Source organism: Yersinia sp. 2542 StPb PI (assembly GCF_048593855.1).
GTDB lineage: Bacteria > Pseudomonadota > Gammaproteobacteria > Enterobacterales > Enterobacteriaceae > Yersinia > Yersinia enterocolitica_E.
In genome coordinates, this window is record NZ_JAZGQA010000029.1 from 1 (window position 1) to 16,554 (window position 16,554).

Below are 16,554 nucleotides of genomic sequence, written 5' to 3' on the forward strand. Positions count from 1 at the left end.
CATTTTTACTTTCATGTTTTTATTTATTTTATCGTTGTTATAGCCATCGGTAATGACGTGAGCCGTTGATGGTATTCCATCAGCGTATTCTTTAAATATGGTGTCTAAATAAAGGTTTTTTAATATGTCTAATTTTAAGAAAAGTGCATTGATTATTGCGTTGGCATCTTCTGCTTTCATTTCCCAAGCATTTGCTGCAGATGAAGGTAATGGCCGTATTCATTTTACCGGTACTGTTATTAATGCACCATGCTCTATCGCGCCGAACTCTACTGATATCAGCGTAGATATGGGTCAGGTAGCGAATAAATTACTGGAAACCGGTAATAAATATTCTCAGAACGTTCAGTACAACATTGACCTGCAAGATTGTGATCTGACTGAACAAACAGCAGGTTCAGTAACTTACCCTGCAATGTCTAAAGTTACCGTAACTTTCGGCGGCGTTTCTGATGCAACCTCTCCAGCATTGCTGGCAAACACCGGTAGCGCAGGTGGTGCAGGTATTCGTCTGATCGACACTAACGGTGCATTGCTGAAAGTGGGTGATACCGGTGCTGATGTTAATCTGGTAACTGGCCCGAATCAGATAGTATTCGCAGCTCGCGTTGAAGCAACTGGCGCACCTGTAACAACCGGTACTATCGTGTCCCAGGCTACTTACGCGCTGAACTATAAATAAAATTATCCTTCGTACTTGGCGTTGCAGCAGCATTAGCGGCACTTGTTTGCTGCTTTGCTGAAACACCAATTACTTTGGGTCATACCCTGCTTATTTGACGTTACAGCGGCGTATGTAGCTTCAATTTAAGGGGAGGAGACTCCCCTTTATTAATACTTTGCCATAAGACAGTGATTTATTTATGCAATATAAATCTAGAAGAAAAGAAATGATCTTTCGAATGGTGCAAATATTAACATTGGCAGGTTTAAGTTTATTATTGCCTGGAATGGCTGCAGCAGTAGAGTTTAATACCAATATTATCGATGCAAAAGATCGCAGTAATATCGATCTGTCTCGTTTTGAGGTTGATGATTATACCCCTCCGGGTGATTATCTGCTTGATGTCCTGATTAATGGCCGGCTGTTACCTGAGCGCTACCTGGTACCCTATTTACCTGTCGATGATGGGAAATTAACTAAATTATGCCTGTCACCAGATTTAGTTGATCTGCTGGGGTTAGCTCCGGCTGTGCGTGAGTCGCTGACATTATGGAATGATGGCAAGTGTGTCTCTATTGATCAAAAAGAAGAGATTACGGCAAATTACGATAAAGAAAAACAATATTTAATTATCTCTATTCCACAAGCATGGTTAGCTTACAGTGATCCTAATTGGGTGCCGCCTTCTCAATGGGATGATGGTATTCCTGGCGCTATATTGGATTACAACCTGTTTGGTAATCGCTATGCGCCGAAAAGTGGTAGTAGTAGCACTAATTTTAGCAGCTACGGAACTGCGGGCGCCAATATGGGGCCATGGCGTATCCGTGCTGATTACCAATATATCAATAATGAAACAGAAGGCTCGCACTACAGTAATTTTGACTGGTCACAAGTGTATGCATTTCGGGCTATCCCAGCGATAGGGGCTAAATTTATTGGTGGTCAAACCTATCTCAGCTCCAGTATTTTCGATTCATTTCGTTTTCTGGGGGCATCACTTTCCAGTGATGAGCGGATGTTGCCACCGACACTGCGTGGCTATGCACCGCAAGTGATCGGCATTGCTCGCACCAATGCCAGAGTCATTCTGAGCCAGAATGGCCGTACCCTTTACCAAACCAACGTTGCTCCGGGGCCGTTTGTTATTCAGGATATTAGTGAGGCGGTACAGGGCAATATTGATGTCCGCGTGGAAGAGGAAGATGGTCGTGTAACCACTTTCCAGGTTAGCGCCGCAACCGTACCATTTTTAACCCGCAAAGGCGCCATCCGCTATAAAACGGCTTTGGGCCGTCCGATGCAGGGCAGCAATAACGCGGTGAGTGATCCGACTTTCTTTAATGGTGAGTTTTCATGGGGGGCATTTAATGATGTTTCCTTGTATGGCGGAGTGATTGCGACGTCACAGGACTACACCGCGATAGCCATGGGTGCTGGGCAAAACTTACATGATTTCGGCGCGCTGTCTGTCGATGTTACACATTCCCGCTCTCAGTTACCGCATGAAGGGAAGCAGAGCGGTGAAAGCTACCGGGTTAACTATTCCAAGCGTTTTGACCAGACTAATAGCCAGATTACCTTTGCCGGATACCGTTTTTCCGAAAAGAACTTTATGAGCATGAGCCAGTACTTGGATCGGCTAAATGGCAATAATTATCTACAAAATGATAAGCAAACATACACCGTGACCGCGAACCAATATTTGGCCTGGCCGGATATCACTATGTACTTATCTGCTACCCATAAAACTTACTGGAATGATGTATCCAGTAATAATTACGGTGTTTCTGTCAGCAAAATATTTGATATTGGCTCTTTTAAAGGCATTTCGACGACAATCTCTGCCAATAAAGTGAAATACCAGTATGAAAGCGAAAATCAGGTGTTCTTCTCATTCAGCGTCCCGATTGGTGTTGGGCAGCAGGTCAGTTATGACGCGCAACGTGATAAGAACAACGGCTACTCGCAGAATATCTCCTATTTCAACAGCCAGGACCCGAGGAATATCTGGCGTGTCAGCGCCGGGGGCGCCAGCCCTGAAATACAGCAAGGCAATGGCGTGTTCCGTGGCGGCTATCAGCATAGCTCCCCTTATGGTGAGTTTGGTGTTGATGCCAGCCATAAAAATAATGAATATAACTCGTTGAATACCAACTGGTATGGCTCGATAACCGCGACTGCGAAGGGTGTTTCAGCTCACCAGAATAAATCGGGTAATGAGCCAAGAATAATGATTGATACCGGCGATGTTTCAGGTGTGTCATTGAATAATAATTCGGCGATTACCAATCGGTTTGGTGTGGCAGTGGTAAATGGCGTTACCAGTTATCAGCAGTCAGACGTTCGGGTTGATGTGCAAAGCCTGCCGGAAGATATTGAAGTCTATAATACTGTTATTCAAAAAACCCTCACCGAAGGTGCTATTGGTTACCGTGAAATTAGGGCAGTAAAAGGTCAGCAAATTATGGCCATAATCCGCCTCAATGACGGTAGTTTCCCACCACTTGGGTCATCGGTTATTGCTGATAAAACCGGAGCTGAGGTAGGTATTTTAGGCGAAAGTGGCTTGGCCTATTTGGCTGGCTTAGAAGATGCCGGGAAACTGACGGTTCAGTGGGGCAAAAAGCAGTGCAAGATAGTATTGCCGGAAAATAACGGCATGAGTTCAGGGAAAATTCTACTTCCTTGTCAGTAGGTTAGGCAGCAATATGGAAAAATATTAATTAAAATAGTTTATTGACCGAAAACTATTATTGACCGTAAATTATTTTTTACCCAAAACTGTTGCTTACTTAAAGCAGTTATTCACAGCATAACGATCTAATTTAGAGCGGAACAGAAAATGAAAGACCTTAATAACATGATGCTGGTTAGGAAGAACCAGCAGATAAATAATGCCATAGTAGGGATTGCCTTATTGCTTACCACTATGGTCAGTGAGGCGGCGATTAATCTTGACCGGACACGGATTATCTTCAACAGCAGCGATAAATCAGCCAGTGTTATTTTGCAAAATCAGAGTAAAACATCACCTTATTTAGCACAATCATGGTTAGAAAATGCCGCTGGCCAGAAAGTAGATAACCCATTGGTTGCTTTGCCGCCAATGCAGCGGATTAATGCCGGCCAAAAAAGTCAGGTGCGCATTATGAAACTGCCTGATGCTGATAAATTAGCTACAGATCGCGAGACGCTATTCTATTTCAACGTGCGGGAAGTGCCACCAAAAAGTGAAATGACCAACGTGGTACAAATTGCGATTCAAAATAGAGTGAAGCTATTTTACCGCCCTACGGCGATAAAAGCAGATTATAACGAGATCTGGCAGGAAAAATTACAGATTAGTAAGCAAGGTGAAAGCCTGAAAATTCATAACCCGACACCGTATTACATCACGTTAGGGTATTTAAGCCAGGATAATCGCGGTAATTTCCCCGGTTTCGATAGCCTAATGATCGCGCCTTTTGGTACTGAGATTGCCAAGACGCCAGGTTATAGTGGCAGTCGTTATAGCATTGGTTATATGGATGATTTTGGTGGCATGGTCATCCGTATTTTTAACTGCTCGGCTGTTGATTGCCAAATTCAACCTGCGGAAAAGAAAAAGTAATGCGCGCAGCCTTCCGGTACCGGTAAAGGAATGACAATGACTCATGCTATGTTAAATAAAATGGGCCGGATGGGTGGCTCGGTAGTTATTTTATTGGTGGCGCTGCTGTTATCGCAGGCGGCCTATGCCCTTGATTGTGTTGAAAAGGGAACCGGTATTGTGATTAAACCTGCAATACCTATCGGGCAATTAGCGATACCATCGAACGTTGCGGCAGGGACGAAAGTCTGGGAATCGAACGATATTACTGTTACAGCCTATTGCGATAACGTATTAGGCTCGACGATTGACCAAGTGTGGTTCTATTTTAACCCGCTACATCAATCGTTGGGGCAGGGGTTGCAATTAGGTGTCAGTTATAATGGGCAGGATTTAGAAACTAACGCGGCCCGTTTAAATACCAATTCCTCTCCGATAGCTAAAGGGCAAAATGTTACCGTTACGGTGACTTTCCGGCTATATATTAAAGTGACCGGTAACCCACCTTCGAGCGGTTATTATGTGGGTGCAGATAACTTCACGGTATTCCAACTTGATGGTTCAACTGGGCTGAATCTGACCCCTGGGGCAAAGAACTTGCGTTATGCCTTATCAGGGTTAACGGGAGTACGGTTTATTGCCTGCGGTGCGGACTTGGTGGTATATCCAGAATCACAAATCGTGAATTTTGGCGTATTCAATAAAGCGCTACTACAAAATAGCGGCAATAATATTAGTCAGCCGTTTTCCATTACCGCAGTCAAACAAGGTTGCTTGTCCAATTTTTCTATTCAGGCGCAGTTCTCAACCACGAATCCGTTAGTGGGTGATAATGCCATTGATATGCAAAACGGCACGAAATTGACGATTTATAATGATGCCAGTCAGGCGATTGTATATAACCGTTATAACGAGTTCGCGCAGTTGAACGATGTGACTCAGGTGACAAAAAATTATACTGCCAGCCTGAATGCTATTGCCGGGCAATCAGTGAAATTAGGTCAATTTGATGCCACAGCCATCGTGAAAATCAACTATTACTAATACGCTCAGGGCTGAGGGATATTACTCGCCAGCCCTGAGGTGTTATTTACTCACATAACGGCAGTAATTGCTGATAGAGCTTTTTGAAGATTGTCCGTTGAGCAGTGTAATAGTGATGGCGATCGGTATCAGGTAAATGGGTTTGTTCCAATATCAGTTCAGGTAATAAGTCTGCTAATGGCGTTTCTGGGTTCAGTGCAATTTGAGCCAACCGGGCTGCGCCCAACGCTGGGCCGATATCCCCCCCGGTACGATATTCCAGCGTTTGGCCACTGATATCAGCCAACATTTGCCGCCAATAGGCACTGCGAGCCCCCCCGCCAATCAATGTGACTGATGTCGGCTGCAATCCGCTGGCATGCACCGCGTCCATCCCATCAGCTAAAGCAAATCCCACCCCTTCTAACACCGCACGGGCTAAATCTGCCCTGCCATGTTGGTGGGTAAAGCCCCAGAATGCCCCTTTAGCATTAGGGTTATTATGGGGCGTCCGTTCGCCAGAAAGGTAGGGTAAGAACCATACCGGGGTAGCCGCTGGCGGTGCTTTCTCCACTTCTGCTATCAGTGCAGGAACATTATCGACGCCGGTGAGTTGGCAAGCCCAGTCAAGACAGGATGCGGCACTTAGCATCACTGACATCAGGTGCCAGGTATTTGGTAATGCATGGCAAAAACTATGAACTGCGCTGGCGGGGTTGCTGAGAAAGCCGTCACTGACGGCAAAATAGACGCCGGAGGTACCCAGCGACAACATCGCCTGTCCGGTCTGATACAGACCAACACCAATAGCACCGGCAGCATTATCACCACCTCCGGCCACTACCGGTATGGTGTTGATACCCCAGCGGTGGGCAATAGCTGTACTGACATGGCCGGTAATCTGGCTGCCTTCAAACAGTGCTGGCATGTGCTGGCGGTTTAAACCGCAGGCGGCCAGCATCTCATCACTCCAGTCACGCTGCGCGACATCCAGCCACATAGTACCGGCGGCATCGGACATATCGCTGGCGAAATCACCACTGATCAGAAAGCGAAGATAATCTTTTGGTAACAGTACCTTATCAATACGACTAAAAATATCTGGCTCATGCTCAGCCAGCCATTTCAGTTTTGGTGCGGTAAACCCGGGCATCATTAGATTACCTGTAATCTGGCGCGACTCGGGTACTGCTTGCTCCAGTGCCTGACATTGGGCGAAACTGCGGCCATCATTCCATAGAATGGCTGGGCGCAGCACCTGATGTTGTTTATCCAGTAAGGTTGCGCCGTGCATTTGCCCGGTTAACCCAAGGGCTTTTACCTGCTGCAAATCATGTGCTGCGGCCAGAGCCTGCATGGCCTGATCGGTTGCCTGCCACCAGTCAGCCGGGTTTTGTTCCGACCACAACGGGCGTGGGCGCGAGACGGATAAAGCGGCACTTTGGCTCGCAACTACTTGCCCGTTTTCGGCCAGTAGAATTGCTTTGACGCCGGAGGTGCCCAAGTCGATGCCAAGGTACATATACCTTCCTTATAGGTGAGATTGGGGCAGCGGGTGCCCCATCTTAAACATCAGCCGAATAAATAGCGGTTAACCAGATTTTCTAACTGCTCCTGATGACCACTCTGATGTTGCGGGTTCAGGTTATGCTGTTCGGCATAGCGTGCCAGCTCTTCCAGCGACAGTTTACCTTGCAGAATTTGCTGACCCATCTCAGTATTCCAACCGGCATAGCGCTTGGCAACGCGTTGATCCAACTGACCATCTTCAATCATTTTGGCGGCAACTTTCAGTGCCAGCGCCATGGTATCCATCGCCCCAATATGGCCATAGAACAGGTCATATTTATCGGTACTTTGGCGGCGTACTTTTGCATCAAAGTTCAGCCCACCGGTAGTAAAACCACCCGCTTTGAGGATCTCAAACATCACCAATGCATTCTCTTCTACACTGTTTGGAAACTGATCGGTATCCCAGCCCAACTGTGGATCACCACGGTTAGCATCTACTGAACCGAAAATACCTAAGGCAATAGCACTGGCGATTTCGTGATGGAACGAGTGGCCCGCCAATGTGGCATGGTTGGCCTCAATATTCACTTTAATCTCTTTTTCCAGCCCAAACTGCTTGAGGAAGCCATAAACGGTAGCCACGTCATAGTCGTACTGATGCTTGGTGGGCTCCTGTGGCTTAGGTTCAATTAATAGCGTGCCCTGGAAACCGGTTTTATGTTTGTGCTCCACCACCATCTGCATAAAGCGGCCAATCTGCTCGCGTTCCTGGCGCAAATCGGTGTTTAACAGTGTTTCGTAGCCCTCACGCCCGCCCCATAACACATAGTTTTCACCGCCGAGTTTTTTGGTGGCATTCATGGCAGTAAAGACTTGAGTTGCAGCCCAACTAAAGACTTCTGGATCAGGGTTAGTGGCTGCCCCTGCGCCATAGCGTGGATGGGTAAAGCAGTTAGCTGTACCCCATAATAATTTTACGCCGCTGCTCTCTTGTTTCTCGGCCAATACCTCGGTCATTACGGCAAAATTATTAAGATACTCTTTCATTGACGCGCCTTCTGGCGAGACATCGATATCATGGAAGCAGTAATAAGGCACATTCAGTTTATGAAAGAATTCAAATGCGACATCGGCTTTGCGTTTTGCCAGAGCCAGTGCATCCCCCGGATGCTGCCACGGGCGATCAAAGGCATTGCCGCCAAACATATCGGCCCCGCCCCAGCAGAAGGTATGCCAATAACAGGCCGCAAACCGGAGGTGGTCGGCCATTCGCTTGCCAAGAATAATTTCATCCGGGTTGTAGTGATGAAATGCCAGCGGGTTAGCGCTCTGGCTGCCTTCGTAACGCACTTGTTCTAATTCATCAAAATAAGATTGCATGCAATACTCCTTGGAAGCTGGCCCCGCTTTTGCCGGGCTGATGAGCTTTTATCTTCGGAGTTGTTAGCGATTCTCTCAATTACGTTATTTCACACTTAAATTCAGAGAATTATTAATTGTGGTGTAGATCTCATAAATAACCGCTTAATTATAAAAAATGCTTAGATATTCATTACACGGATAACATCCCGTAATGGAATTATGCATTTTATGAGGAAGAAAACATGATCGTTATCATAAAATTAACATTAAACCAAAAAACATAATTGGCGGATGAAAATCTGTAATTGCCGATGTGCAAATAAGCGTCAACAATCCCTATTGCAGTCGATGTTTACCGTTTCTCTTACCCTGCTTGCACAATAAGAAAGGTACCGAAAGATGAAATTTAAGAACATTTTACTCTCCGCATGTGCCGTTCTGGTGATGATTAGCCAGCCCGGATTTAGTAAAGAAATTAAAATCGGTATGGCGATAGATGATCTCCGCCTGGAACGTTGGCAGAAAGACCGCGACATTTTTGTTAACAAAGCTGAATCACTTGGCGCTAAAGTATTTGTGCAATCTGCAAATGGCAATGAAGAAACACAGATGTCGCAAATAGAAAATATGATTAATCGCGGCGTTGATGTGTTAGTTATTATTCCCTATAACGGTCAAGTATTAAGTAACGTTATCGCCGAGGCTAAACGGGAAGGGATAAAGGTATTAGCGTATGATCGTATGATAAATAACGCTGATATTGATTTTTATATCTCATTTGATAATGAAAAAGTGGGTGAGTTGCAGGCGAAAAGCCTGGTTGAGCGGGTGCCGCAAGGCAATTACTTCCTGATGGGGGGGTCACCCGTCGACAACAATGCCAAGTTGTTCCGCCAAGGGCAAATGACAGTGCTTAATCCACTGATAAAAGAGGGGAAAATAAAAATTGTCGGTGATCAGTGGGTTGATGCCTGGTTACCAGAAAATGCCTTGAAAATTATGGAGAATGCACTCACTGCCAACAATAACAAGATTGATGCTGTGGTGGCATCCAATGATGCAACTGCTGGCGGGGCAATTCAGGCGTTAGCCGCACAAGGGTTGGCAGGGAAGGTAGCTATTTCCGGTCAGGATGCTGATTTGGCTGCAATAAAACGAATTGTTGCGGGTACGCAAACCATGACCGTATATAAACCAATCAGTAAATTAGCCAATGATGCGGCAGAAATTGCAGTCACCCTGGGTAAAGGTGAGGAACCAAAAGCCAACAGTAAATTAAATAATGGTATAAAAGATGTTCCTGCTTATTTATTAACACCGATTCAAGTTGATAAAAGCAATATTGATAGCACTATCATAGCCGACGGATTCCACAAAAAAGCAGATGTTTATTGATTGGCATATTGCTGATTAGACTTTGTAATAAACGGCCAGTTATTTAATTTATTAACATGGCCGTTATTTAATGTAGCCGCAATGCTATAAAATCAGCAGTATTAAGGAGGGGTTATGCCCTACCTGCTAGAAATGAAAAATATTACTAAGCAATTCGGTGTGGTTAAAGCCGTAGATAATATCAGCCTGACATTAGAGGCCGGACAAGTATTATCGTTATGCGGTGAAAACGGTTCGGGAAAATCCACACTAATGAAAGTGTTATGTGGTATTTATTCCACCGGTTCTTATCAGGGAGAAATATTTTTTTCAGGTGAAATGTTACAGGCCAAAAATATTCGTGAAACAGAGCAAAAGGGCATTGCGATAATTCATCAGGAACTGGCGTTAGTGAAACAGATGTCGGTGCTGGAAAACATGTTCCTCGGTTCCGAATGGGGGCGCTTCGGCATTATGGATTACGATGCCATGTATTTACGCTGCCAGCGGATGTTGGCACAGGTCAAACTGGTCGTCGATCCTCACACCCCCGTCGGTGAGTTGGGCCTTGGGCAGCAACAGCTCGTTGAAATTGCGAAAGCGCTGAATAAACAAGTGCGGCTACTGGTATTAGATGAACCGACCGCCTCACTGACTGAAAGTGAAACCGCTATTTTGCTGGATATTATCCGTGACCTGCGAAACCACGGTATTGCCTGTATCTATATCTCGCATAAATTGAATGAAGTCAAAGCGATATCCGATCATATCTGTGTGATCCGCGATGGTCGTCATATTGGTACCCGCCCGGCGGCGACCATGAGCGAAGATGACATTATCGCTATGATGGTAGGCCGCGAACTGAAAGAGCTTTACCCCCATGAAGCCCACCATATTGGCGAAGAAATTCTACGGGTGGAAAATCTCTGTGCCTGGCATCCGGTCAACCGCCATATTCGCCGGGTCGATGAGGTCTCTTTCGTGTTGAAACGTGGCGAGATTCTAGGTGTTGCCGGGCTGGTAGGCTCAGGTCGAACTGAAACAGTGCAATGTCTGTTCGGCGTCTATCCGGGCCGTTGGCAGGGAGATATTTTTATTGATGGTAAACCGGTGGCCATCAACACGTGTCAGCAGGCGATGAAACTGGGCATTGCGATGGTGCCAGAAGATCGCAAAAAAGACGGCATCGTACCGGTGATGGGGGTGGGCGCGAATATCACACTGGCGGCCTTGGATGATTTTACCGGTGCTTTTAGCATGCTGGATGATGCCAAAGAACAATCCACCATTGCGCAGTCTCTGGCGCGGTTAAAGGTCAAAACCTCTTCATCAGAGCTGGCGATTGCCCGCCTTAGCGGTGGTAATCAGCAAAAAGCGATTCTGGCTAAATGCCTGTTACTGAACCCGAAAATTTTGATTCTCGATGAGCCAACTCGTGGTATAGACATCGGCGCAAAATATGAAATCTATAAACTTATCAATCAATTGGTCCAGCAGGGAATTGCGGTCATTGTGATTTCCTCTGAATTGCCGGAGGTTTTGGGATTAAGTGATCGGGTGTTGGTCATGCATCAGGGGCGCATCAAAGCTGATCTCATTAACCATAACCTGACCCAAGAAAAGGTCATGGAAGCCGCACTCAGGAGTGAAACCCATGTCGCAAGCTAATCAGTCTGAACTGAATACACCAGAAAATGGCGTTAAAAAGCCACTATTTCGGCTAAAATCAGTTAATTTGCAAGTTTTTGTCATGTTGGCCGCTATTGCCATTATTATGCTGTTTTTCACTTTTACCACTGAAGGGGCCTATCTCAGCGCCAGAAATATCTCGAATCTTCTGCGCCAAACGGCGATCACTGGCATCTTGGCGGTGGGGATGGTGTTTGTCATTATCTCAGCGGAAATTGATCTGTCGGTCGGTTCGATGATGGGGTTGCTGGGCGGTGTGGCCGCGATTTTTGATGTGTGGCTTGGCTGGCCGTTGCCGTTAACCATTGTGGTTACGCTAGGCTTGGGGCTGGTGCTGGGGGCATGGAACGGTTGGTGGGTTGCCTATCGCAAAGTTCCTTCATTTATTGTCACCCTTGCCGGAATGCTGGCTTTCCGTGGCATCTTAATCGGTATCACCAACGGCACCACGGTATCGCCAACCAGTAATGCGATGTCACAAATCGGTCAAAGCTACCTGCCTAATGGATTCGGTTTTGGTATCGGGGCGATTGGCCTGATGTTGTTTGTGGCCTGGCAATGGCGTCGGCGTAGTCACCGTATTCGGCTGGGTTTGCCGGTTGCTGCACCCCAGGGAGATGTTACTCGCCAATCTATTACTGCTGTAATAGTTCTTGGGGCTATATATTTATTGAATGATTATCGTGGTGTCCCTACCCCGGTATTAATTCTTACGGCGCTGATGCTGGCCGGTATATTTATGGCTACCCGGACTGCTTTTGGTCGCCGGATCTACGCCATTGGCGGCAATATCGATGCAGCCCGTTTATCTGGGGTCAACGTAGAACGCACCAAACTGGCGGTATTTGCTATCAATGGATTGATGGTGGCAATAGCCGGTCTGATTCTTAGCTCCCGCCTAGGGGCGGGTTCACCTTCTGCGGGTAATATTGCCGAATTGGATGCCATCGCAGCTTGTGTGATTGGTGGTACCAGCCTTGCAGGGGGTATCGGCAGTGTTGCTGGTGCGGTGATGGGCGCATTTATTATGGCTTCTCTCGACAATGGGATGAGCATGCTGGATGTGCCGACTTTCTGGCAGTACATTGTCAAAGGTGCGATTTTGTTGCTGGCTGTATGGATGGATTCCGCGACCAAACGCCGGGTTTAACCCTATCTTTTTGCAAAGAGATCAATGCCATACTGCGTTGATCTCTCTGCTTATTGAGTCTTGATATCCCACCTATTTCAGGAGCCATTCCCATGTTTGAGAAACGCTACCGGATAACCTTGCTGTTTAACGCTAACAAAGTATACGACCGGCAAGTGGTGGAAGGGGTCGGTGAGTATTTGCAAGCTTCACAATGTGATTGGGATATTTTTATTGAAGAGGATTTTCGTTGCCGTATCGATAACATTCGAGATTGGCTGGGTGACGGTGTTATTGCTGATTTTGATGATCGGCAGATAGAGCAATTACTGGCGAATGTAGATGTTCCGATTATTGGCGTGGGGGGCTCTTATCATCAACCGGCAGATTATCCGCCGGTCGATTATATTGCGACGGATAATGCAGCGCTGGTTGAGGCTGCTTTTATGCACTTGAAAGAAAAGGGTTTAAATCGTTTTGCTTTCTACGGACTGCCTGCCAGCAGTGATAAGCGCTGGGCGCAGGAGCGAGAATATGCTTTCCGACAGTTAGTGGCGGCGGAGCAATACCAAGGGGTGGTTTATCAAGGAATGGCTACCGCGCCGGCTAACTGGCAATACACCCAGAACCGCCTGGCGGACTGGGTGCAGACCTTACCACACCAGACCGGGATTATTGCTGTGACGGATGCGCGAGCGCGACATTTGCTCCAAGTGTGCGAGCATCTGGATATTGCGGTACCCGAGAAGCTGAGTGTTATTGGTATTGATAATGAAGAGTTAACCCGCTATTTATCGAGGGTGGCACTCTCTTCGGTGGTGCAGGGAACCCGGCAGATGGGCTATCGGGCAGCTAAGTTGTTGCATCAACGCCTTAATCAGCGTCAGAAACAACAAGAGACAGCGCCATTACAGCGCATTCTGGTGCCACCGGTTAAAGTCATGGCCCGCCGCTCAACCGATTTCCGCTCGCTACGTGATCCGGCAGTGATTCAGGCGATGCATTATATTCGCCATCATGCTTGTAAGGGGATTAAGGTTGAGCAGGTATTAGATGCGGTAGGAATGTCGCGCTCAAATCTGGAAAAGCGCTTTAAGGATGACATTGGGCAGACCATTCATGGCGTAATTCATGAAGAAAAGCTTGATCGGGCGCGTAACTTATTGGCTGCCACTTCCTTGCCTATCAATGAAATATCGCAAATGTGCGGCTATCCATCGCTACAATACTTCTATTCGGTATTCAAAAAAGGCTATTCCATTACCCCGAAAGAACACCGCGATAAATATGGCGAAGTGAGCTATTAACTGATTCGGTACTCTCAATAATGTCTCATCCCACTCTTACTTGAGGGGATTATTCATCATGTTTATTGAATGGCTAGCACCATACAATAAACAAGCTATAATCACCGCCTTACACCATTCTTCCAAATGGAAGATCATCGTCCCCGGTGGGGCGGCTGGACTTCAAATCCAGATGGGGCCGCCAGCGGTCCCTGGCAGGTTCGACTCCTGTGATCTTCCGCCAATCAGTGTCTCCCACACTCTACTAAACTCAACAAAACCCCCGTAATTACTGAATTAAATGCTCATTATTGTCTCCGGAGCTCAACCTGATTCTACCTGCATCAATAAAACTTTGGGGGTGCTTTAGGGGGTGTAAAATTGTATGCTGTTTTTTGGCACCCCCAGGCTATGCGGTAACCCCTTATTCCTCTAACTTGGCTGTGCCACACATACGCCGCGCTGCTTATATTTTCAATGGAGATGCTATGCCACTAACGGACATTAAGGTGAAAACGGCTAAGCCGATAGATAAGGCTTACAAGCTAACTGACGGGGGCGGCATGTATCTGTTGGTTAAACCGAATGGCTCAAAATACTGGCGACTGAAGTACCGTTTTGTCGGCAAGGAAAAGATGCTATCGATCGGCGTTTATCCGGATGTCTCTTTAGCTGATGCACGCCAAAAGAGAGACGAGGCGCGTAAAGTCTTGGCTGCAGGGGGCGATCCTGGTGAGGTGAAGAAGGCGGATAAGCTGGCGCAAAAACTCTCTTCTGAAAACACGTTTGAGGCTATCGCCCGCGAGTGGCATAAGCAAAAGGCTGATCGTTGGTCTTTACGTTATCGCGATGAAATCATTGATACCTTCGAGAAGGACATATTCCCTTACCTTGGTCGACGCCCGATTGCTGAGATTAAGCCAATGGAGCTGCTCGAAACGCTCCGGCGCTTGGAGAAACGCGGTGCGCTGGAGAAGATGCGTAAAGTACGCCAGCGTTGTGGTGAGGTATTTCGCTATGCCATTGTGACCGGGCGTGCGGAATACAACCCGGCCCCCGATCTGGCGACTGCCTTGGCAACGCCAAAGAAAACCCACTTTCCCTTCCTTACCGCAGAAGAACTTCCATATTTCATCAGGGATCTGGCCGGGTACACAGGCAGTGTGATCACTAAAACGGCGACGCAAATCATCATGCAAACGGGGGTTCGCACTCAGGAACTGCGTTTTGCACGTTGGGAAGATATCGACTTTGAGAAGCGTCTTTGGGAGATCCCTCCTGAAGTGATGAAGATGAAGCGGCCACATATCGTTCCGTTGTCGGAGCAGGTTGTGGAGCTGTTTCAGTCGCTGAAGCCGATTACCGGAATGTATCCGTTGGTATTTATTGGAAGAAATGACCGGGCAAAGCCGATTTCAAAGGAAAGCGTTAATCAGGTGATTGAGCTGCTGGGTTATAAGGGAAGGCTGACAGGGCACGGTTTTCGCCACACGATGAGCACGATCTTGCATGAGCAGGGGTTCAACTCGGCATGGATAGAGACACAGCTGGCTCATGTGGATAAGAATGCGATTCGCGGCACGTACAACCATGCGCATTACCTGGAGGGAAGACGGGAGATGATGCAGTGGTATGGGGATAATCTTGAATCAATGTTGAATGGTGAAATGATACTACACGGATCATTTAGCAAGAGTGCATAAAAGTCACTGCGCACAAAAAATTTGTGAATGTTCCATTTTTTCAATAGTGGTATTTTTTTTGATTAAAATCAATAGATTGAGGGTTTATGGAAACGTGAAACATTTGATTTCTTGCAGCTGTAACACGCCAATCACCTTCTGTAGAGCTGCTACTGCATTTTTTTAGGTTTACATTCTTGTTTTTTTGTTTGATTATAGTTTCACCGCACCACTTTTAACTCTGTACGATAACTACAGAGATTAGTGATGAAGGTGCGACAGGTTGCAGCCTGTCGCGTTGACTCAAACCCAAACGTCTAAATTAGGAGATCAAATCTATGCCAGCTTATCAAATTTCTTACGATCTGCGGAAGCAGAAAGATTATGCCTCACTCATTGAGCGTATCAAGTCCTATGGGACCTGGTGCCATCCTCTCGAATCAACCTGGATTATCATCACCGATCAAACGGCAACTCAAGTTCGCGATTATCTCAAAGCCGTTATGGATAACGATGATGGTTTACTCGTCACTGGTTTACGGAGAGACGGTGCGTGGTATGGGCTTTCCGACAATATCTCTCAATGGCTTAAAAACAACTTATAATCGCCACGCTTAAGAATAGATGCGCCAGGGATGGTGCAATGAATCAGGGGCCCGTATGCCAACATCTTTAAAACAGTTAGGCCAAATTGCAAGCATCCGTTCAGGTCACACTCTGAGGGGAGCAATCACGCCTAACCCTGAAGGGGATGTACGTCTGTTACAGATTAAAGACCTCGATCAGGACTGGCAGTTCGATCACAAAGCACTACCTACTGTTGTATGGGAACAACGCATCGCTCCCCCATTTCTTGAACAGGGGGAGATTGTCGTTGCGGCCAGAGGAAATCGTAATCTGGCAGTTGTCTATCGTGGCGAGGTTCCTGTGGTTGCTACCAGCCAGTTCCTGATTGTTAGCCTCAGAAGACAAGAGCGTGAGATTGTCCCCGAATACCTGTGCTGGCTGTTAAACCATCCGATGATTCAGCAATGGTTTCATCGGAGTGGCACCAATATTCAGTTAATAACTAAATCAGCTCTGCTGGATGTCGCTATCCCGGTTCCGCCTCTTGAAACTCAATTACAGCTTATCGAGCTCCAACGTGTATGGCAGAAAGAAGATGAACTTATCAATAAGTTACAGAAAAATCGCCATCAGCTTGAGCTTGGTATTTTGCAAAAATTACTTAAGGATTAACT

At 46.7% G+C, this 16,554-nt stretch carries 13 protein-coding genes and 1 tRNA gene; 12 read left to right on the forward strand and 2 right to left on the reverse strand.

Annotated features, from left to right (window positions below; genetic code table 11):
- The first annotated feature begins 124 nt into the window (after positions 1-124).
- The 4 genes from V1952_RS05910 (at position 125) to V1952_RS05925 (ending at position 5,300) form a co-directional block, all read left to right on the forward strand.
- A complete protein-coding gene (locus V1952_RS05910) occupies positions 125-682 on the forward strand; it encodes a fimbrial protein (protein WP_083161443.1) in 558 nt (185 codons plus the stop codon).
- Positions 683-902: 220 nt separating this feature from the next.
- Entirely contained in the window at positions 903-3,362 is a 2,460-nt protein-coding gene (locus V1952_RS05915; protein ID WP_420071847.1) for a fimbria/pilus outer membrane usher protein, read from the forward strand.
- 147 nt (positions 3,363-3,509) lie between these two features.
- Positions 3,510-4,277 carry a molecular chaperone gene (locus V1952_RS05920; protein WP_420071846.1) on the forward strand — a complete coding sequence of 256 codons (768 nt, stop codon included), beginning with the start codon at positions 3,510-3,512 and terminating at the stop codon, positions 4,275-4,277.
- 36 nt (positions 4,278-4,313) lie between these two features.
- The gene (locus tag V1952_RS05925) at positions 4,314-5,300 is read left to right on the forward strand and encodes a fimbrial protein (protein WP_420071845.1); all 987 of its coding nucleotides are present in this window, start codon (positions 4,314-4,316) and stop codon (positions 5,298-5,300) included.
- Positions 5,301-5,346: 46 nt separating this feature from the next.
- Here the strand turns inward: V1952_RS05925 and xylB are convergent, their stop codons facing one another.
- Complete coding sequence (gene xylB, locus V1952_RS05930; RefSeq protein WP_420071844.1) at positions 5,347-6,801, reverse strand: xylulokinase; 1,455 nt, start codon at positions 6,799-6,801, stop codon at positions 5,347-5,349.
- A 50-nt stretch (positions 6,802-6,851) separates the two neighbouring features.
- Entirely contained in the window at positions 6,852-8,171 is a 1,320-nt protein-coding gene (xylA, locus tag V1952_RS05935) for a xylose isomerase (protein ID WP_420071843.1), read from the reverse strand.
- Positions 8,172-8,552: 381 nt separating this feature from the next.
- Here xylA and xylF point away from each other — a divergent pair, with 381 nt between their 5' ends.
- From xylF to V1952_RS05975, 8 genes are all read left to right on the forward strand, one after another.
- Positions 8,553-9,548 (forward strand): D-xylose ABC transporter substrate-binding protein, encoded by a 996-nt coding sequence (gene xylF, locus V1952_RS05940; protein WP_420074453.1) that lies wholly within the window; start codon positions 8,553-8,555, stop codon positions 9,546-9,548.
- A gap of 114 nt (positions 9,549-9,662) precedes the next feature.
- Positions 9,663-11,195, forward strand: coding sequence for a xylose ABC transporter ATP-binding protein (locus V1952_RS05945; protein ID WP_420071841.1), 1,533 nt, complete (start codon positions 9,663-9,665; stop codon positions 11,193-11,195).
- Complete coding sequence (gene xylH, locus V1952_RS05950; protein ID WP_083161431.1) at positions 11,182-12,366, forward strand: xylose ABC transporter permease XylH; 1,185 nt, start codon at positions 11,182-11,184, stop codon at positions 12,364-12,366. The genes V1952_RS05945 and xylH overlap by 14 nt, the downstream gene beginning before the upstream one ends.
- 92 nt (positions 12,367-12,458) lie before the next feature.
- Complete coding sequence (xylR, locus tag V1952_RS05955) at positions 12,459-13,652, forward strand: D-xylose utilization transcriptional activator XylR (RefSeq protein WP_083161429.1); 1,194 nt, start codon at positions 12,459-12,461, stop codon at positions 13,650-13,652.
- A gap of 128 nt (positions 13,653-13,780) precedes the next feature.
- A tRNA-Sec gene (locus V1952_RS05960) sits at positions 13,781-13,875 on the forward strand.
- A gap of 244 nt (positions 13,876-14,119) precedes the next feature.
- Entirely contained in the window at positions 14,120-15,334 is a 1,215-nt protein-coding gene (locus V1952_RS05965) for a tyrosine-type recombinase/integrase (protein ID WP_050146002.1), read from the forward strand.
- 317 nt (positions 15,335-15,651) lie between these two features.
- Positions 15,652-15,918 carry a hypothetical protein gene (locus V1952_RS05970; RefSeq protein WP_012414128.1) on the forward strand — a complete coding sequence of 89 codons (267 nt, stop codon included), beginning with the start codon at positions 15,652-15,654 and terminating at the stop codon, positions 15,916-15,918.
- Positions 15,919-15,973: 55 nt separating this feature from the next.
- Positions 15,974-16,552 carry a restriction endonuclease subunit S gene (locus V1952_RS05975; RefSeq protein ID WP_011193315.1) on the forward strand — a complete coding sequence of 193 codons (579 nt, stop codon included), beginning with the start codon at positions 15,974-15,976 and terminating at the stop codon, positions 16,550-16,552.
- Positions 16,553-16,554 lie beyond the last annotated feature (2 nt).